Here is a 17,147-nt window from a genome sequence, read left to right on the forward strand (position 1 = left end):
TTTTTGTTGATTGTCTGTTTTTTGATATTGATGTTCTGGCAGTTAAGTGTTTGTTATAAATGAACTTAATCATTAATTCATAAGATGCAGACAAACAAAAAGGGCCAACTCTTTCGAGTTGGCCCTTTCCAAACGTTTGGTGGAGCTGGCGGGAGTTGAACCCGCGTCCAAAAATCATTCATCATTGGTACTACATGCTTAGTCGATCTTTAATTTCACCAGCAACCTGCGAACCGACACGCTAGTTAAAGGCTAACCTGAATTATAATTCGCGCTTTTCCTCTCAGGTGGGAGAAGCCACGCTAGCTAGTTTGGGTTTGATCTCTTATTGGTCCCCGTCTTACGAGCGGAAGCTAGGGTAAGAGAGCTCTGAGCAGGTTATTAAGCTGCTAGTGCGTAGTTTTCGTCGTTTGCGACTATTTTTTTGCGGCTTTTAACGTGGCCAACCGCCCCACGGCATGCACCTCAGACTTCAAAATTCCTGTCGAATCCTAAATCAGCCCCAAGTGTTATTTGCATAGTACCAGAAAAGCTTACCCTGTCTAGCACTGTGCGTTTAAGTGCTTAAAATTAACGCAAATTACTCTTCATAATTCGTGCTTTATCTCTCGCCCAATCTTTTTCTTTCATATCAGTACGTTTATCGTGCAGCTTTTTACCTTTCGCTACGCCAACTTTAATCTTCGCCCAAGAGCGAGACCAGTAAAGCGCGGTTGCGACAAGTGTCATGCCTTCACGGTTAATACGACCGATAAGGTTGTCGAGTTCTTTTCTCGACATCAGGAGTTTACGGATACGTGTTGGGTTCGCCACGATATGAGTACTCGCTTGAGTAAGCGGAGTGATCGTCATACCACTGATGAATGCTTCGCCATCTCGGATGTAAACGTAGCTTTCTGCGATATTGGTTTTGCCTTCACGTAGGGATTTTACTTCCCAGCCTTGTAGCTCAAGCCCCGCTTCTATCTCATCATCGATGAAATATTCGTGGCGAGCTTTCTTGTTAAGCGCAATGGTATTACTACCGGCTTTTGATTTTGATTTATTCTTTGCCATAATGGCCTCATTATACGGATTGCGCCCTAGTTGGGGAATCCTTTTTATTTGCGCTCTGGCCCAATACAATTAAAATTGCAGTTTGTGTTAATGTAACGCTGTCTTTAACAGGAGTCTATATGCCAAAGGTTACTCGTTCAGCATTAGTGTCGTTTAGTGCCGACCAGATGTTCAGCTTGGTCAATGATGTTGCTCGTTATCACGAGTTTTTGCCAGGGTGTTCTGGTTCACGTGTGATCGAATCTTCAGATTCAACTATGGTAGCTTCGGTTGACGTCTCTAAAGCGGGTATCAGCAAAACATTTACCACATCGAATCGCTTAGCTGATGGTGCTGAGATCTTGATGGAGCTGGTGGACGGCCCGTTCAAAAAGCTGCAGGGTGGTTGGTACTTTACTCCGCTCGACGAGCAAGCTTGTAAGGTTGAACTTAAGCTAGAGTTTGAGTTCTCTAGCCGAATGATTGAAATGGCATTTGGTAAGATTTTCAATGAGCTGACGAGCAATATGGTCAGTGCTTTTACTCAACGCGCGAAACAGGTCTACTAAGCCATGACTATTGAATCGGATATGATCCACGTAGAGGTTGTGTTTGCACTTCCTCATGAACAGCGTGTGTTTACTTTGGTAGTGAACAAGCACGCGACCGTTGAAGAGATCATTGCGCAGTCTGGCGTTTTGGAATTGTACCCAGAGATCGACTTAGCGAAAAATAAGGTTGGTGTATTCAGTCGTAATGTGAAGCTAGATGCGACGGTTCGTGATAAAGACCGTATCGAAATCTACCGTGCGCTATTGGCTGATCCAAAAGAGATTCGTCGCAAACGTGCTGAACAAGCGAAAGCGGCCGCAGCTAAATCATCGTAACGCAAAACAAATTTAACTAAGAAGAGAGCTCGCTATATCGGCGAGCTTTTTTGTGGCTGTTAGTTAGACACAGTAGCTAATTTGTTAGCAGATATTAAAAAGCCTGCTCATGAGCAGGCTTTTGCGATTCATACCTTGTCGACTGATAGTTTTGTCGACTGAAAGCTAGCGAAGGCTTTCGAAGAACTCATCACTGGCTTCAAAATCACCATTGATCGTTACTAGAGTGCCTGTCGCATCAAAGTTTACGACAAGGTTCTTCTGAATCGGGTCTTCATGGCCTTTTTGGTGGTGGTAAATGTAATACCACGTGTCTGGGTAGCCATTTTCGATAAGCATAGGTGAGCCCATAACGTAACGAACTTGTGTTTTTGTCATGCCAAACTTGAGCTGGTCGACAGCTTCTTGTTCAACATAGTTACCCTGATTGATGTCAATTCGATAAACCAACTTCTCTAATAGAGAGCAACCGGTCAACATTGTTAGTGCAAGTGGAACTGCAACTAACCACTTTTTAATTCGCATAGTTTGAGATCTTTCTTCGCTAAAATACTGCCTGATAATAAACAAGCTCCAGCAAGAAGTAAAAAGCTCCTTGCGCTTTGAGCTTGTTATGACTGGCAATTTTGAATTAAGTTGCAAAATTGCCAAGAATTTTCGGTAAATTATCAGAAAGTTGCTGAATATGTAACCTAAGCTGCGATTAATAGCTCTTTTGCGTTGGCAAGCGTCGATTCGGTAATTTGGCTGCCACCAAGCAGTCGAGCAAGCTCTGAAACACGTTGTTGCTTATCAAGAGTGTGCATTTGAGTCTCTGTTTTGCCCGATTTCGTGTTCTTCGCTACAAACAGCTGTTGGTGACCGCAACCTGCCACTTGAGGTAAGTGAGTCACACACATCACCTGTGTAGATTCGCCCAGCTTGCGAAGCATTTTTCCGACAACCGCAGCGGTTGGTCCACTGATACCCACATCGACTTCATCGAAAATCAGGCTTGGTGTGTCCACTTTTTGCGCTGTGATTACTTGAATCGCTAGTGAGATTCGTGATAACTCACCACCAGAGGCCACTTTCGCAATCGGCTGCATTGGCTGGCCTGGGTTGGTCGAAACAATGAAGGTCACGTTATCCATACCCAATGGGGAAGGGTGTGTGTTGGTGTTGTTCACTTCAATGGCAAACTGCGCTTTTTCCATGCTCAGTTCGTGCATGCTTTGCGTGATCAGCTTGTTGAGCTCTTTTGCGTAACGAGTTCGAGATTTATGAAGCTTCTCTGATTTAGCCACGAACGATTGGTATTGGTTTTCTACCTCGTTTGCTAATTCTTCCAACTTTTCATCTGAGCAATCAAGCGCTTCAACTTGTTGTAATAAATCTTGATGGTGCTTATATAGCTCTTCTGGCAACACGTGGTGTTTACGAGACATTGACATCACTTTTGAGAAGCGTTCTTCAACGTAAGCCATACGACCGGGATCAACATCAATGCTGTCTAGGTATGTTCTTAACTCGTTGTTGGTTTCTTCAATCTGAATAATGGCTTCAGAAAGCAAGTTCGGTAACTCGGCCAATCTTTCATCGAGCTCAGCTAACTGAATTAAGGAGTTATTGGCCGATTGCAGAATACCAAGCGCATTAACTTCTTCGCCTTCATAAATAAGCTCGATAGCTTGCTGACAGGTTGTGGCCAGTTCTCCGCTATTGGAGAGGCGCTTATGCTCTTGTTCGAGGTCTTCATATTCTTCCTCCCCAATAGACAGCTCATTTAACTCTTTGATTTGGTATTCAAGAAGTTGTTTTTGAGCTTGGTTTTGCTGGCTATTTTCACGTAACTCTTTTAAGTGGTTATCCGCTTGTCGCCACGCTTGGTAAGCATTACGTGTTGATTTCAATAGATTCAAGTGGCCTGCGTATTGATCAAGCATGGCCATTTGGTAATCGCTTTTCATCAACTGGTGATGCGCGTGTTGACCATGAATGTTGATCAATAGTTGCCCTAGCGATTTCAATTGTGAAAGAGGGACAGGGCTACCGTTGATGAATGCACGAGAACGACCTTCTTTTGAGATGGTTCTGCGCAGGATACACTCACTGCCATCAAGCAATTCGTTGTCTTCTAACCAGCGGGTAGCATGCAGATTGTTCTCAAGTAAAAAAGCGGCACTGACTTCGGTTTTTTCTTCACCTTGTCGAACCATTCCTGCATCGGATCTTCCTCCAAGGCACAAGCCTAAAGCATCGATAGCGATAGATTTACCCGCACCAGTTTCACCGGTGATTGTTGTCATGCCTTTAGAGAGTTCTAGCTGTAAAGACTTAACAATAGCGAAATTATTAACACTTAAATGAGCCAGCATTTTTATTTACCTGTATAACTGAACAATACTGTATATAAGCTCAGTATATACTGTTTCTTTATACAGTAAAGTCGGCAGGTGAAAATTTTTTGCGACAGCTCTCAGAATTAAGCTTGTCTGTAGATCACTGAAACCGCTATAGATTCCCAACTCGGTCGTTCCTTCCTCTTGGGAATGACGATGTGGTGGATTGGCGTAAAGACAGAGATGGTGGGCTTTTAATCGGTAATAAAAAAGGCTGACGAATGTCGTCAGCCTTTGAAATTTTCGGTTATTGCTAGAGCTGTTTAGTTAGAACAGCTTACTCGACCAGCCTAGTTTGTTACGTAGAACGTGGTAGTAATTGTAGTCTTTAGGGTGGATCAGTTTGAGTACATTTGGGCTTTGGTAAATGTGGATCTCATCGCCAGGGGAAACAGGCAGCGAGATTTGACCATCACAGCTGACTTCCTGAGTGCCGCGGTTATCAGGCGATACGATCAGCTTGATGCGGCGCTTTCCATCGACAACAAGCGGTCGGCTTGAAAGCGTGTGTGGGAACATGGGTACCAAAGAGATGGCATTCAAGCTTGATGACAGGATAGGGCCACCGCCAGAAAGCGAGTAAGCGGTAGAACCTGTTGGCGTAGAAACGATCAAGCCATCAGAACGCTGCGAGAAAGCGAAGCTGTCGTCGATATAGACTTCAAACTCGATCATGTGTGCAACTTGACCTGGGTGAAGTACCGCTTCGTTTAGTGCTGCATTATGGCTTTTTATTTGGCCGTGACGGTGAATTTCCGTTTCAAGTAAGAAGCGTTCCTCTTCCATGAACTCGCCTTTGAGAACATCAGTAAGCGCACTCTGGAAGTTTTCAGGGTTGAGATCGGTTAGGAAACCAAGGTTGCCTCGGTTAACACCAATCACTGAAATGTCGAAACGTGACAAGATTCGAGCGGCACCGAGCATATTTCCGTCGCCGCCGACCACAATGGCGAGATCGGCGCGTTTACCTAATTCAATCAGGCTAGAAAAATGTTCTTTTGGGATGTCGTCTAAAATAGTGGCGAGTCTGTCATCAACAAACACTTGATAACCCTCAGCACTTAACCACTGATAGAGCTCTCTATGAGTCTGAATTGCTTGCTGATCTCGAGGTTTACCAATAATGGCGATGACTTCAAATGGCTTTTTCATAACGTTTCCAAACGAATTAGGCTTGAATCAAAATTCTTCATCCCCATAATAAAGGCAAGTTGAACGTCTATGCGAGTGTTTTATATCAATTTGGGGCGCAAACACGCCTGTCACTTGCATTGAAAACGAATTCTGGAGATATCATGAGCAACGAAGAAAACAAAGTAACCGAAGAAGAGCTAGATCAGATCATCGCTGAAGCTGAGAAAGTTGAAGAAGCTGAGCTGAATGAAGACGCTGCTGATGAGCAGGAAGCAAAAATCGCTCAACTGGAAGCTGCACTGCTTTCTAGCGAATCTAAAGTGAAAGAACAGCAAGATTCTGTTCTTCGCGCGAAAGCTGAAGTTGAAAACATGCGTCGCCGTAGTGAACAAGAAATTGATAAAGCGCGTAAATTCGCTTTGAACAAGTTTGCTGAAGGTCTGCTTCCTGTCATCGACAACCTAGAGCGTGCAATGCAAGCGGCAGACGCTGAAAACGAAGTGGTTAAGCCACTGTTTGAAGGTGTTGAGCTAACGCACAAGACGTTCGTAGATACAGTTGCTAAGTTTGGTCTTAAAGAGATCAACCCTGAAGGTGAAGCGTTCAACCCTGAATTCCACCAAGCAATGTCTATCCAAGAAAGCCCAGATCACGAATCAAACACGGTTATGTTTGTGATGCAAAAAGGCTACGAACTAAACGGTCGTGTGGTTCGTCCAGCGATGGTTATGGTTGCTAAGTAATTACTTATTACGTTGCCAGCTGATTGACTAGCGCATTGGCTGAGTAAGTCGTGGCGGCAAAATAAATCACTGGTTTACGTGAAATGAAAAGAGAGGCATATGCCTCTCTTTTTTTATGTCTATAGCTTGAGAGTCCACGTAAATAAGCATTAAAACCGCATTAAGAATGTCGTTCTTTTTATTTCATTTAGATCAGTATTTTAGAGTTTTGTGTTATGAAACTTGTTGTGATTGAGTAAATGTTTTGATGTCACATTTGTGATGTTTTTGTAAATAAACGCTTTTAATTGTTATCTTTGTATGTAAAATCCACTGCCATATAGCGATTTTGGTCGCATATATAACTATAAAAGTACAAATTTCAAACACAACAAACTGGAGAAGAACGATGGATAAATCGCTCTCAAGTAAAATTTTTGTAGGCTTGTTCGCTGGTCTACTTATTGGTACTGCTATTCAGTACCTATTCAGCGGTATTGCTATTTTTGATACGTATCTACTTGGTGCTGCAGAGGGTGCTGGTGGTATGTTCGTATCACTTATCAAGTTACTTGTAGTTCCTCTTGTATACGTATCTATTGTTTGCGGTATTGTTGAGCTAAAAGATATTCGTTCATTTGGTCGTCTTGGTGGTAAAACCTTTGGTCTTTACATTATTAACACCATCATCGCGATTTCAGCAGCGCTAACGATTGGTCTTATTTTCCAACCAGGTGCAGGTGCGAATCTAGCGGGTACGGTTTCTGAGACAATTGCGCTTACAACAACTGAAACACCAGACATTTTCTCTCTTGTTGTTAACATCGTTCCTAGCAACCCTGTAGAAGCGTTCGCAAGCGGCGACATGCTACAAATCATCTTCATGGCAATTTTGACAGGTCTTGCTATTCAAGCACTTGATTCTCGTGGTGGCCCAGCTATCAAGACATTCAAGATGGCTAACGAAATCATGATGAAGCTTATCGGCCTAGTAATGAGCTTGGCACCTTACGGTGTATTTGCTCTGATGATTCAACTGGGCGCAACACTGGATGCAGACACGCTAATGTCAGTTGCTGGCTATGTGGCGCTTGTGGTTGCAATGCTTGTGTTCTGGATTTTCTTCTTCTACCCAATGATGGTTGGTTCATTCACTGGTATTTCTCCAAAGCAGTTCCTACGTGCAACGCGTGAGCAAGTTCTATTCTCACTATCTACAGCAAGTTCGAACGCAACAATCCCAGTAACAATGCGTACTCTTACTGACAAACTAAACGTATCTAAGTCAGTAGCAGGTTTCGGTGTACCACTAGGTGCAACAATGAACATGTCTGGTGTATCTATCTACATCGCACTAGCAACTATGTTCGTAGCAAACGCGTTTGGTCAGCCAATCAACACTGCTGATATCTTCACTCTTGGTCTAACTATCCTGCTACTGTCTATCGGTGCTGGTGGTGTTCCTGGTGGCGGTGTAGTAATGGTTGGTGTTCTATTGCACCAACTAGGTCTACCACCAGAAGGTCTAGCGATTGTTGCTGCTGTTGACCGTATCTGTGACATGTTCTGTACTTCTTCAAACGTAGTAGGTGATACAGCGGTGAATACTATCGTTGCTAAATCTGAAAACGAAATTGGCGTTGAAGCTAATGAAGAAGCTGAGCTACAGAAAGCAGAAGCTTAATTCAGAGACTCTTTCCGCTATAGATTTAATCTGAGCTGAAACCCTGAGTAGATAAACGGAGCCCAAGTGGCTCCGTTTTTTATTGGGTGAGAAGGTCACTTTATCTACTTTTACTCAATAAACGATAGTAGAGGGTGAATAAACCCAGTTATGGGACTTATATAGGCGGTAATGATATGTATTCGTGCCTAATCATTCCTTTTATTAAAATAAATGTAAAAAAATCCATTTTCACCCTTGAAAAGGCTTCGTGAGCCCTTATCTATGGTGCATACGAAAGCAAATTACATTTGCACTTAAATTTTGTGTATTAGGGTTGAATCCCTGATTACCGCCCCCCACATATGTGGGTATAGCAAAAAACTAATATAGATTATATTTCGGAGATAGCCTGATGGGTCGAATCATTGGTATTGATTTAGGTACTACTAACTCTTGTGTTGCTGTTTTAGACGGCGACAAACCACGCGTACTAGAAAATGCTGAAGGCGAACGCACAACAGCATCGGTAATCGCATACACTGACGGCGAGACGCTAGTTGGTCAACCTGCGAAACGTCAAGCAGTTACTAACCCTCAAAACACGCTATACGCAATTAAGCGTCTAATCGGTCGTCGTTTTGAAGATGAAGAAGTTCAACGCGATATCGAAATCATGCCTTTTAACATTGTTAAAGCTGATAACGGTGATGCATGGGTTGAAGCGCAAGGCCAAAAAATGGCTGCTCCTCAAGTATCTGCTGAAGTTCTTAAGAAAATGAAGAAAACAGCTGAAGACTTCCTAGGCGAAGAAGTAACTGGCGCAGTTGTTACTGTTCCTGCTTACTTCAACGATGCTCAACGTCAAGCAACTAAAGATGCTGGCCGTATCGCTGGTCTAGATGTTAAACGTATCATCAACGAACCAACTGCTGCTGCTCTAGCTTACGGCCTAGACAAGCAAGGTGGTGATCGCACTATCGCTGTATACGACCTTGGTGGTGGTACATTCGATATCTCTATCATCGAAATCGATGAAGTAGAAGGCGAGAAAACTTTCGAAGTTCTTTCAACTAACGGTGACACTCACCTTGGTGGTGAAGATTTCGATAACCGCATGATCAATTACCTAGTAGATGAGTTCAAGAAAGAGCAAGGTATCGATCTTAAAGCTGATCCACTAGCAATGCAGCGTGTTAAAGAAGCAGCAGAAAAAGCGAAAATCGAGCTTTCTTCTACTACTCAAACTGACGTAAACCTACCTTACGTTACTGCTGATGCGACTGGTCCTAAGCACATGAACATCAAAGTGACTCGTGCGAAGCTTGAATCTCTAGTTGAAGACCTAGTTCAACGTTCTCTTGAGCCACTAAAAGTTGCTCTAGCAGATGCTGACCTATCTGTAGGCGAAATCACTGACGTTATCCTAGTTGGTGGTCAAACTCGTATGCCTATGGTTCAAGCTAAAGTAACTGAATTCTTCGGTAAAGAGCCACGCAAAGACGTGAACCCTGACGAAGCTGTTGCAATGGGTGCTGCTGTTCAAGGTGGTGTACTAGCTGGTGACGTTAAAGACGTTCTACTACTAGACGTTACTCCTCTATCTTTCGGTATCGAAACGATGGGTGGTGTGATGACTAAGCTTATCGAGAAAAACACAACTATCCCTACTAAAGCGGATCAAGTGTTCTCTACAGCTGAAGACAACCAAAACGCAGTAACTATCCACGTTCTTCAAGGTGAGCGTAAGCAAGCGACTTACAACAAGTCTCTTGGTCAGTTCAACCTAGAAGGTATCCAACCAGCACCACGTGGCATGCCACAAATCGAAGTAACATTCGACCTAGATGCTGATGGTATCCTGAACGTATCTGCTAAAGATAAAGCAACAGGTAAAGAGCAGAAGATCACTATCCAAGCATCAGGCGGCCTGTCTGAGGAAGAGATCGAAGCAATGGTACAAGAAGCAGAAGCTAACAAAGAAGCGGACAAAAAGTTCGAAGAGCTAGTAACTGCACGTAACCAAGCTGACCAAATGATTCACGGCACTAAGAAGCAAGTAGAAGAAGCTGGTGAAGCTCTACCTGCAGACGAGAAAGCTAAAATCGAAGCGGCTATCACGGCACTAGAAGAAGTTAAGTCTGGTAACGACAAAGAAGCTATCGACGCTAAAGTTCAAGAACTTATGCAAGCAGCTCAGAAGCTAATGGAAATTGCTCAACAGAAAGCTCAAGCTGAACAAGCTGGTGCTGACGCTGGTGAACAACCTAAGCAAGACGACGATGTGGTAGACGCTGAGTTCGAAGAAGTTAAAGAAGACAAAAAATAATTTCGTTTCAGAGTAGCTTGATTTCGTTGTCGGAAGTGCTCACCTACTAACGTAGGCTCCGCGCTTCCTCCTAGAACTCAAGCTATCTGCTTAGAAATTTGTCTCAAAGGCTTATTATTGCGGGCGTCAGAGGTAACTCTCACGCCCGTAAATTTGTATTTAGACTTGTCGATCTAGATAATAGCTTTATTCGGCGTTTCAGCCGGCAGAACTTTTATCTAGATTGATACACAGACTACTGAAGTGATCATTCGGTAGTAGCAATTATTTTGGTGACCTAGAACATGTCAAAACGTGATTTTTACGAAGTATTAGGCGTAAGCCGCGATGCATCAGAGCGCGATATTAAAAAAGCGTACAAACGCTTAGCGATGAAATTCCACCCGGACCGTAACCAGGGTGACGAGACCGCAGCAGATAAGTTTAAAGAAGTAAAAGTAGCGTACGAGATCCTAACTGACTCTCAAAAGAAAGCAGCTTACGACCAATACGGTCACGCAGCCTTTGAACAAGGTGGCATGGGCGGCGGCGGTGGTTTCGGCGGCGGTGGTCAAGGTGACTTCGGCGATATCTTCGGTGACGTATTTGGCGATATCTTTGGCGGCGGTCGTCGTGGTGGCGGTCAACAGCGCGCACAACGCGGTTCAGATCTACGTTACAACATGGAGCTTTCTCTAGAAGAAGCGGTTCGTGGTGTTTCTAAAGAAATCGAAGTACCAACTCTTGTCGAGTGTGATACTTGTGACGGTAGCGGCGCGAAAGCGGGTTCTTCTGCACAAACATGTGGCACTTGTCATGGCCACGGCCAAGTACAAATGCGCCAAGGTTTCTTTGCAGTTCAACAAACTTGTCCTACTTGTAATGGTAAAGGCAAGATCATCAAAGATCCATGTAACTCATGTCATGGTCAAGGACGCAAACAGAAGACGAAAACACTTAACGTTAAGATCCCTGCTGGTGTTGATACTGGCGATCGTATTCGTCTATCTGGCGAAGGCGAAGCGGGAGAGCAAGGCGCTCCAGCTGGCGACCTGTACGTACAAGTACACGTAAAAGAACACAACATCTTTGAGCGTGACGGCAACAACCTTTACTGTGAGGTTCCAGTAAGCTTCTCAATGGCTGCTTTAGGCGGTGAAGTTGAAGTTCCAACACTGGATGGTCGTGTAAACCTTAAAGTGCCAGAAGAAACACAAACGGGCCGTATGTTCCGTATGCGTGGCAAAGGCGTGAAAGGCGTTCGTGGCGGCGGTGTGGGTGACCTAATCGTTAAGCTAGTGGTTGAGACTCCAGTTAAGCTAAGCTCTCGCCAAAAAGAACTACTGCGTGAATTCGAAGAAACATGTTGTGGCGAAGCGGCAAGTAAGCACAAGCCAAAATCTGAAGGTTTCTTCAGCGGCGTTAAAAACTTCTTCGATGACCTAACTAAGTAATCAATTCATTGATGTATTAGGTTATTGATACTTTAAGTTTTTGATAACAGTAGAAAAGCCTGCTCATGTAGCAGGCTTTTTTGTGTCTGTAGGTTAGAGAAAAGAAGCTCATAGAGGAAAGAGCTGAGGTTGCACAGATAAGTTCTAGAGCCCTTTGGTGGTTGCTCTTGTTACTTCCAACACGCTTCTGGCTCTGAAACGCCAGAATGGTGTAGCTCCAAAATATCGGTCGTCGAATTTAAGCAATCATCGTTTGTTTGTGGTGAGAGTGGTTCAGCTTGAATTGAATAGGTGGAGCTACTCGCAGATATCGCTAGCGTGTACCGGCTAGTATCGGTATCACAAAACAAACATGTCCCTCCTGAAATAATACTCTCTGCTGCCGATGCATAGTTCCCCGTGTACAAGGTCTCCATCTCCAGTTGCATCTTGGTCATATCGGCCATTGCTGTGACTCGATGCGCTTTGATGACATGGTTTGTATAACTTGGGTAAGCAATTGCACCGAGTATCCCCACGATAGCGACAGCGAGCAATAACTCGATCAATGTCATCCCTCTCATGCTTAAGTTGTTGCTGTTGCATATATTTCTTCGAATCATCGCGAGTAGTTTCCTTTCATAGCTCAGCCCATTCTTCTCCGGTGGTAGCATCGCTGCAAGATTAAATGCGGTTACGCATTGAGTTACATAGGAATTTGGGAAATGACTCGCGGGTTTACTTTGTTAGAGCTGTTAATAACGGTATCGGTACTGTCGATACTGATAGCGACGGCTGCCCCGAGTTTTAGTTCGGTTACTGAAACCGTCAAGATGCAGCGACTCGCCGGAGAGTTGAATGGTTTTCTCATTCAGGCCAAGTCTGAATCGGTCAAAAGGAATCAAGATCTGTGGGTACATTTCTCTATGGATAAAAATGAGGTGCAATCAACCGGAGAGTGGACTGTAAGGTTAAAGCCGACTGAAGACCTTTCTGGTGAAACGTTACTGATGTTGTCGGGTAAACCATTTCGAGATGTATCGTTTTCCCATAACTACACCGGCGCAAGAATCAGCTTTGAGAGTGTTAGAGGAAGGCCTGCCAGGGGGACAATTTATCTATTCCCTAATGGTGCTTCCACCGATCGACTTTTGATCAAGCTATCTAGCCCTCCAGGACGAATTAAGGTATGCGGCGAGTCGAGCGCTCAGTATGGCTATTATGCGTGTTAAGCCGATCATGGTAGCGCCTAGTAAGCAACGAGGTACATCATTGATTGAGTTAATGGTGGCGTCTGTGATTGGTATATTCGCGATCTCGATTATCGGGAGTGTTTTTATCACCGGGCAGAGAATTGCCAAAGATAAGGGCATCGAGTTACTGCTGCTGCAAAACCTCACCAGTACCATGCAGGTAATGAAAGAAGACATTCAACGAGCGGGCTACGATGGATCTAATGGTTACTCAATCAAGTTGTCTGGCGCAACGGGCACCATTCAAGTAAGCGGTGGTGTTGCTATTGGTTTTGTTTACTTCCGAGAGGGCTCAAGCGCAAGTAAAGATTATCGAAATATCGTTTACAGAAAAAATGGAACCAAACTGCAAATATGTGAGAAGGGCATCACTGTATCGGAGGCAATTCCTACATTTCATCAGGTTACTGGATGTTACTCACTTTTTGATGACAGCCTCATTGATGTTGACGAGCTCAGCATTACTTCTCAGGTATTAGAGCAGAACTCTATCAAGAGCACATTTACTGATATCAGTATCACAGCCTCAATTCCAACCGCAGGTGTTTCCAAATCGGTCTCGATTTCCGTTAAACAAAGGAACTGGCAATGATGATGTTTAGAAAGCAACGCGGCGTGGTGACCTTGTTGGTGACATCGGTTCTTCTAGTTGGATCTTTGGTGGTGACGCTAGGCACGTACCGCAGTGTTTTCCATCAAATCAAAGTCGCACAAAATGAAGTGCAGGGCAGGCAAGAACATTGGCGGTCGGAAGGGGGCTTAGAGTGTACCTACTCCTACTTACTTGAATTGGACAAGACAATTGCTGATATCAAAGACGCGAGTACTCGTCCTGCAGATTTTTCTGATTGGTGTTCTCCTTACGAAAATAAACCGCAGATCGAAATCTCGGATAGTGCAATTCCTAGCGCTTACATCGTAGCGTCATCCTCAAACGTACAGTCACTTTTTAAGACAATAAGAGAAAGATCTCAGCTCGGTAGTGGGGCGATTCAGTCTACTGGTCCTATCGAACTTATTGGAACTTTGAGCCTGAAGCCGACAGCGAAAGAAGACCCTATAAATGGCAATGAATATGAGTGTGTCAGTGTCTCTTTTGCTGATCTGTTCACCTATCAATATAACGAAACTCATAGTAATTCAGGACAGGCATTAGGGTTAGAGGTACTCGATCCTATTGCTGATGGTCCATTTTCTGGCTTTGATGGCATTTGCCATAGCGACTATAAAACAGCGATCCCTAAAGGCGCTTCCGGTAGCTCTTATTCGATCTATGCCCCTGATTATTATCAAGGAACCAATCCTGCGCCTTTTAAGAAGGACTTTAATCCGGATCCGAATATGAACCCCTTTTACACCTTTTTTGGTGTTGCTAAAACCGAGCAAAATATTGTCGACCTGTCACAAGATACGGATTTGTTTAAGCATGTTCAGCTATTGAATGCGACTGAGTGCGGCACTGAGATCATGGACCACTTTACGGCAGGGCAAACCAAAGGGCTGTGGGTTGAAGGCAACTGCTATATTAATGCCGCGGTTGCGGCCACAGTCAATCCATCACAGCTGTTGGTTGTGCAAGATGGTGTGTTGGCACTAAATGGAGCCATGGCTTACAACGGAGTGATTTATCATTTGGTCGATTATCAAAAGAGCCATGTAAAAACGCGTGTCGATGACTTTTGGAAGAGCCTTTTGCCGAATAACGTATTTGCGCCTTTTATTAAAGACATAGATGACGCCAGTGTCGTCAAAAAAAGTGTCGGGATTCAGTTTGCATCTGGCTTGCCTTCTGGTGGCCTTATTTTTGACTCACCTGCTGGTGTGACGACTATTGTTGGTGACATGGACTTAGATTTTCGTGCGGATTCTAATCCGATTGATCCGCCTTCAACTTATCAGTGGAAGCGAGGCTCATGGAATGATTTCTAAGAACTCAGGTTTTAGCTTGATTGAGGTTCTTATCTCTTTTTTGTTGATTGGCGTTGCCTCGTTAGGTCTGGTTAAATTGCAGGTCTACGCTGAACAAAAATCGGATTTTGCGCTCCACAGCGTAGAGGCGCTGCATTTTGCTGAAAGGCAGATGGAGTATTATCGAACTCGGGTATCTAATACGAGTGGGGCGGTAGGTTTAATTCCTTTTTCGGAACTAAACCTGGCGAGTCATTGTCTCAACAGAGGCAGTTCAGATCCTTTATCCGGTTTGTCGGGTTCTGCCTATGCCATGACCTGTGAAGTGACTAATGCAGGCGGTGCTTTGTCCGGCGCGTTAAAAAGTATTACTGTCACAATTGCATGGCAAGATCGTATGAACCATGCGCAAAGTATTTACCTCGAAACTATGCTTTCCAAATACAGTGAGTTTGATTGATCCTCAAGCAAACGTTTACTGTATGCCAAGACTCTCGTCACTTCTTTTACTGATAGTTTTCACTCCTCGGACATTGTTTGCGTGCTAGTTAAAGTTCTGTATATGGAATGGTGTTTTTTGTGTTTTTATATTGTTGTGGTTGTATGGTATTTTTGCAAAATATGTCTCCATTTATGGAAATTCAGGTGGAATCTTGTGCTTTTTAATAACGACTTTAATAGAATATGTGCTGTACCAATAGGCCGTGGTCAAAACTTATATTAGGCCTAAACAAAACAACATCACATATGGAGTTACAATGAGTAACCAAGCCGTAAAAAAAGCACCATCGACTGAGAAGATCAGTGGTATGGACCGCTTTCTAAACTTCATTGAACGCGCCGGCAACAAAATTCCAGATCCAGCAATTCTGTTCTTCTGGGCTCTAGTTATTGTATGGGTAGCATCTGCACTTTTATCGAATCTTTCATTCGACTTAATCAACCCTCAAACGGGTGCTGCTCTTGAAGTTAACAACCTACTAACTGGTGAAGCGCTTGCTAGCTTCCTAGCGAATATGGTTACCACGTTCACAGGCTTCGCCCCTCTAGGTATCGTACTTGTTGCTATGCTAGGTGTAGGCGTTGCTGACTCTTCAGGCTTCATTACGACTGGCCTTAAGAAGATGCTTAACTTCACGCCAGCTAAGCTACTAACGCCAATGCTAATCCTTGTTGCTATCGTGTCTCACACAGCAGCAGATGCAGGTTACGTTCTAGTAATCCCTCTTGGCGGTATCATCTTCCACGCTGCGGGTCGTCACCCTCTAGCGGGTATTGCAGCAGCGTTTGCTGGTGTATCAGGTGGTTTCTCTGCGAACTTCATTCCTTCAGGTATTGACCCGCTACTAGCTGGTTTCACTCAAACAGCGGCAAACGTTCTTGACCCTGAATACGTGATTAACCCTCTAGCGAACATCTTCTTTACTGGCCTATCTTCAGTTCTTATTGTTGCTATCGGTTGGTACGTAACTGAGAAAATTATCGAGCCTCGTCTTGCTAATACTCCAGTTGATGAAGATGCAGAAGCGGCACCTGATCTAGGTACGTTTACAGCAATCGAATCTAAAGCGTTCCGTTACGCTGGTTGGGCAATGGTTGCGGGTATTGGTCTGCTTATCGCAGCTCTAGTTCCTGAGAACTCAGCGCTTCGTTCGCCTGAAGGTGAGCTAACAGCGTTCTCTGCTCCAGTTATGAAGTCTATCGTTCCTCTGATCTTCATCCTGTTCATTATCCCAGGTATCGTCTATGGCCGCGTAGCGGGTACTTTCAAGAACAGCAATGATGTAATCAAAGCAATGTCAGAGACAATGGCTACGATGGGCGCATACATTGTAATGTCGTTCTTCTGTGCACAGTTCCTATCTGCATTCGGTCAATCAAACATCGGTACAATGCTTGCGCTTTACGGTGCTGAAGGTCTGAAAGCGATGGACCTTCCTGGTGAAGCAACGGTTGTTGGTATGATTCTACTAACGGCTTCAGTTAACCTGCTTGTAGGTTCTGCTTCGGCTAAGTGGGCGCTTATCGGTCCAATCCTAGTTCCAATGCTAATGGTTGTGGGTATCTCTCCTGAGCTATCTCAAGCGGCTTACCGTGTAGGTGACTCAGTGTCTAACATCATCTCTCCACTAATGGTGTTCTTCCCACTGGTTGTTGTTTACTGTCAGCGCTACGTTAAGTCGACAGGTATCGGTACTCTAGCTTCTCTAATGATGCCATTCTCGATTGCCATGCTAATCGGTTGGTCTTTGTTCTTGCTAGCTTACTGGGCTCTTGGTATCCCACTAGGTATCCAAGCACCTTATACTTACACTATGTAAGATTGAACTAAGCGATATTAAGCTTTACTCATTCTTAAGCCCGCACCGAAATGTGCGGGCTTTTTTTTTCGCTATCTTTTTCTATTTTTTTTATATCCAAAA

Annotated in this window: 16 protein-coding genes and 1 other RNA gene; 11 read left to right on the forward strand and 6 right to left on the reverse strand. The window is 44.1% G+C overall.

Going from position 1 to position 17,147, the window contains the following annotated elements; all coding sequences use genetic code 11:
• Positions 1-137: 137 nt before the first annotated feature.
• Both ssrA and smpB read right to left on the reverse strand, forming a co-directional pair.
• Positions 138-504, reverse strand: a transfer-messenger RNA (tmRNA) gene (gene ssrA, locus ATB74_RS19290).
• Positions 505-570: 66 nt separating this feature from the next.
• Positions 571-1,056 carry an SsrA-binding protein SmpB gene (gene smpB, locus ATB74_RS19295; RefSeq protein WP_004735156.1) on the reverse strand — a complete coding sequence of 162 codons (486 nt, stop codon included), beginning with the start codon at positions 1,054-1,056 and terminating at the stop codon, positions 571-573.
• A gap of 119 nt (positions 1,057-1,175) precedes the next feature.
• Here smpB and ATB74_RS19300 point away from each other — a divergent pair, with 119 nt between their 5' ends.
• Entirely contained in the window at positions 1,176-1,604 is a 429-nt protein-coding gene (locus ATB74_RS19300) for an SRPBCC family protein (RefSeq protein ID WP_017106599.1), read from the forward strand.
• 3 nt (positions 1,605-1,607) lie between these two features.
• Positions 1,608-1,922: an RnfH family protein gene (locus tag ATB74_RS19305; RefSeq protein ID WP_061019479.1), complete on the forward strand. Its 315-nt coding sequence runs from the start codon at positions 1,608-1,610 to the stop codon at positions 1,920-1,922.
• A gap of 165 nt (positions 1,923-2,087) precedes the next feature.
• On the opposite strand, the gene bamE is transcribed toward ATB74_RS19305, so the two are convergent.
• The 3 genes from bamE to nadK all read right to left on the reverse strand — a co-directional run bounded on the left by bamE (position 2,088) and on the right by nadK (position 5,455).
• Entirely contained in the window at positions 2,088-2,447 is a 360-nt protein-coding gene (bamE, locus tag ATB74_RS19310) for an outer membrane protein assembly factor BamE (protein ID WP_004735159.1), read from the reverse strand.
• A gap of 167 nt (positions 2,448-2,614) precedes the next feature.
• Positions 2,615-4,279: a DNA repair protein RecN gene (gene recN / locus ATB74_RS19315; protein ID WP_061019480.1), complete on the reverse strand. Its 1,665-nt coding sequence runs from the start codon at positions 4,277-4,279 to the stop codon at positions 2,615-2,617.
• A 291-nt stretch (positions 4,280-4,570) separates the two neighbouring features.
• Entirely contained in the window at positions 4,571-5,455 is an 885-nt protein-coding gene (gene nadK / locus ATB74_RS19320) for an NAD(+) kinase (protein ID WP_017066747.1), read from the reverse strand.
• A 143-nt stretch (positions 5,456-5,598) separates the two neighbouring features.
• On the opposite strand from nadK, the gene grpE reads away from it, so the two are divergent.
• From grpE to dnaJ, 4 genes are all read left to right on the forward strand, one after another.
• The gene (gene grpE, locus ATB74_RS19325) at positions 5,599-6,180 is read left to right on the forward strand and encodes a nucleotide exchange factor GrpE (protein ID WP_019823922.1); all 582 of its coding nucleotides are present in this window, start codon (positions 5,599-5,601) and stop codon (positions 6,178-6,180) included.
• A 388-nt stretch (positions 6,181-6,568) separates the two neighbouring features.
• Positions 6,569-7,843 carry a dicarboxylate/amino acid:cation symporter gene (locus ATB74_RS19330; protein WP_019823920.1) on the forward strand — a complete coding sequence of 425 codons (1,275 nt, stop codon included), beginning with the start codon at positions 6,569-6,571 and terminating at the stop codon, positions 7,841-7,843.
• 394 nt (positions 7,844-8,237) lie between these two features.
• Positions 8,238-10,151 carry a molecular chaperone DnaK gene (gene dnaK / locus ATB74_RS19335; protein ID WP_017059868.1) on the forward strand — a complete coding sequence of 638 codons (1,914 nt, stop codon included), beginning with the start codon at positions 8,238-8,240 and terminating at the stop codon, positions 10,149-10,151.
• A gap of 284 nt (positions 10,152-10,435) precedes the next feature.
• Positions 10,436-11,584, forward strand: coding sequence for a molecular chaperone DnaJ (dnaJ, locus tag ATB74_RS19340; RefSeq protein ID WP_048608049.1), 1,149 nt, complete (start codon positions 10,436-10,438; stop codon positions 11,582-11,584).
• A 170-nt stretch (positions 11,585-11,754) separates the two neighbouring features.
• Here dnaJ and ATB74_RS19345 read toward each other — a convergent pair whose 3' ends face one another.
• Positions 11,755-12,186: a type IV pilin protein gene (locus ATB74_RS19345; RefSeq protein ID WP_081090149.1), complete on the reverse strand. Its 432-nt coding sequence runs from the start codon at positions 12,184-12,186 to the stop codon at positions 11,755-11,757.
• A gap of 102 nt (positions 12,187-12,288) precedes the next feature.
• Between ATB74_RS19345 and ATB74_RS19350 the strand changes: the two genes are divergently transcribed.
• The 5 genes from ATB74_RS19350 to ATB74_RS19370 all read left to right on the forward strand — a co-directional run bounded on the left by ATB74_RS19350 (position 12,289) and on the right by ATB74_RS19370 (position 17,045).
• On the forward strand, positions 12,289-12,795 hold the full coding sequence (locus ATB74_RS19350) for a GspH/FimT family pseudopilin (RefSeq protein ID WP_060983332.1): 507 nt from the start codon (positions 12,289-12,291) through the stop codon (positions 12,793-12,795).
• On the forward strand, positions 12,776-13,408 hold the full coding sequence (locus ATB74_RS19355) for a PilW family protein (RefSeq protein ID WP_060983333.1): 633 nt from the start codon (positions 12,776-12,778) through the stop codon (positions 13,406-13,408). Before ATB74_RS19350 ends, ATB74_RS19355 begins: the two co-directional genes overlap by 20 nt.
• The gene (locus ATB74_RS19360; RefSeq protein ID WP_061019482.1) at positions 13,405-14,745 is read left to right on the forward strand and encodes a hypothetical protein; all 1,341 of its coding nucleotides are present in this window, start codon (positions 13,405-13,407) and stop codon (positions 14,743-14,745) included. The genes ATB74_RS19355 and ATB74_RS19360 overlap by 4 nt, the downstream gene beginning before the upstream one ends.
• Positions 14,735-15,184 carry a type IV pilus modification PilV family protein gene (locus tag ATB74_RS19365; protein ID WP_060983335.1) on the forward strand — a complete coding sequence of 150 codons (450 nt, stop codon included), beginning with the start codon at positions 14,735-14,737 and terminating at the stop codon, positions 15,182-15,184. Before ATB74_RS19360 ends, ATB74_RS19365 begins: the two co-directional genes overlap by 11 nt.
• Before the next feature lie 298 nt (positions 15,185-15,482).
• Positions 15,483-17,045, forward strand: a complete 1,563-nt coding sequence (locus ATB74_RS19370) for an AbgT family transporter (RefSeq protein ID WP_060983336.1) — start codon at positions 15,483-15,485, stop codon at positions 17,043-17,045.
• Positions 17,046-17,147: the final 102 nt, after the last annotated feature.

The sequence above is a fragment of the Vibrio splendidus genome (assembly GCF_001557875.1).
In the GTDB taxonomy this organism is placed as follows: Bacteria; Pseudomonadota; Gammaproteobacteria; order Enterobacterales; family Vibrionaceae; genus Vibrio; species Vibrio splendidus_F.

What these genes read in the sequence shown, in the direction of transcription:
- smpB (WP_004735156.1), bottom strand. Translation starts at nt 1,056, where the DNA reads ATGGCAAAGAATAAATCAAAATCAAAAGCCGGTAGTAATACCATTGCG.
- ATB74_RS19300 (WP_017106599.1), top strand. Translation starts at nt 1,176, where the DNA reads ATGCCAAAGGTTACTCGTTCAGCATTAGTGTCGTTTAGTGCCGACCAG.
- ATB74_RS19305 (WP_061019479.1), top strand. Translation starts at nt 1,608, where the DNA reads ATGACTATTGAATCGGATATGATCCACGTAGAGGTTGTGTTTGCACTT.
- bamE (WP_004735159.1), bottom strand. Translation starts at nt 2,447, where the DNA reads ATGCGAATTAAAAAGTGGTTAGTTGCAGTTCCACTTGCACTAACAATG.
- recN (WP_061019480.1), bottom strand. Translation starts at nt 4,279, where the DNA reads ATGCTGGCTCATTTAAGTGTTAATAATTTCGCTATTGTTAAGTCTTTA.
- nadK (WP_017066747.1), bottom strand. Translation starts at nt 5,455, where the DNA reads ATGAAAAAGCCATTTGAAGTCATCGCCATTATTGGTAAACCTCGAGAT.
- grpE (WP_019823922.1), top strand. Translation starts at nt 5,599, where the DNA reads ATGAGCAACGAAGAAAACAAAGTAACCGAAGAAGAGCTAGATCAGATC.
- ATB74_RS19330 (WP_019823920.1), top strand. Translation starts at nt 6,569, where the DNA reads ATGGATAAATCGCTCTCAAGTAAAATTTTTGTAGGCTTGTTCGCTGGT.
- dnaK (WP_017059868.1), top strand. Translation starts at nt 8,238, where the DNA reads ATGGGTCGAATCATTGGTATTGATTTAGGTACTACTAACTCTTGTGTT.
- dnaJ (WP_048608049.1), top strand. Translation starts at nt 10,436, where the DNA reads ATGTCAAAACGTGATTTTTACGAAGTATTAGGCGTAAGCCGCGATGCA.
- ATB74_RS19345 (WP_081090149.1), bottom strand. Translation starts at nt 12,186, where the DNA reads ATGATTCGAAGAAATATATGCAACAGCAACAACTTAAGCATGAGAGGG.
- ATB74_RS19350 (WP_060983332.1), top strand. Translation starts at nt 12,289, where the DNA reads ATGACTCGCGGGTTTACTTTGTTAGAGCTGTTAATAACGGTATCGGTA.
- ATB74_RS19355 (WP_060983333.1), top strand. Translation starts at nt 12,776, where the DNA reads ATGGCTATTATGCGTGTTAAGCCGATCATGGTAGCGCCTAGTAAGCAA.
- ATB74_RS19360 (WP_061019482.1), top strand. Translation starts at nt 13,405, where the DNA reads ATGATGATGTTTAGAAAGCAACGCGGCGTGGTGACCTTGTTGGTGACA.
- ATB74_RS19365 (WP_060983335.1), top strand. Translation starts at nt 14,735, where the DNA reads ATGATTTCTAAGAACTCAGGTTTTAGCTTGATTGAGGTTCTTATCTCT.
- ATB74_RS19370 (WP_060983336.1), top strand. Translation starts at nt 15,483, where the DNA reads ATGAGTAACCAAGCCGTAAAAAAAGCACCATCGACTGAGAAGATCAGT.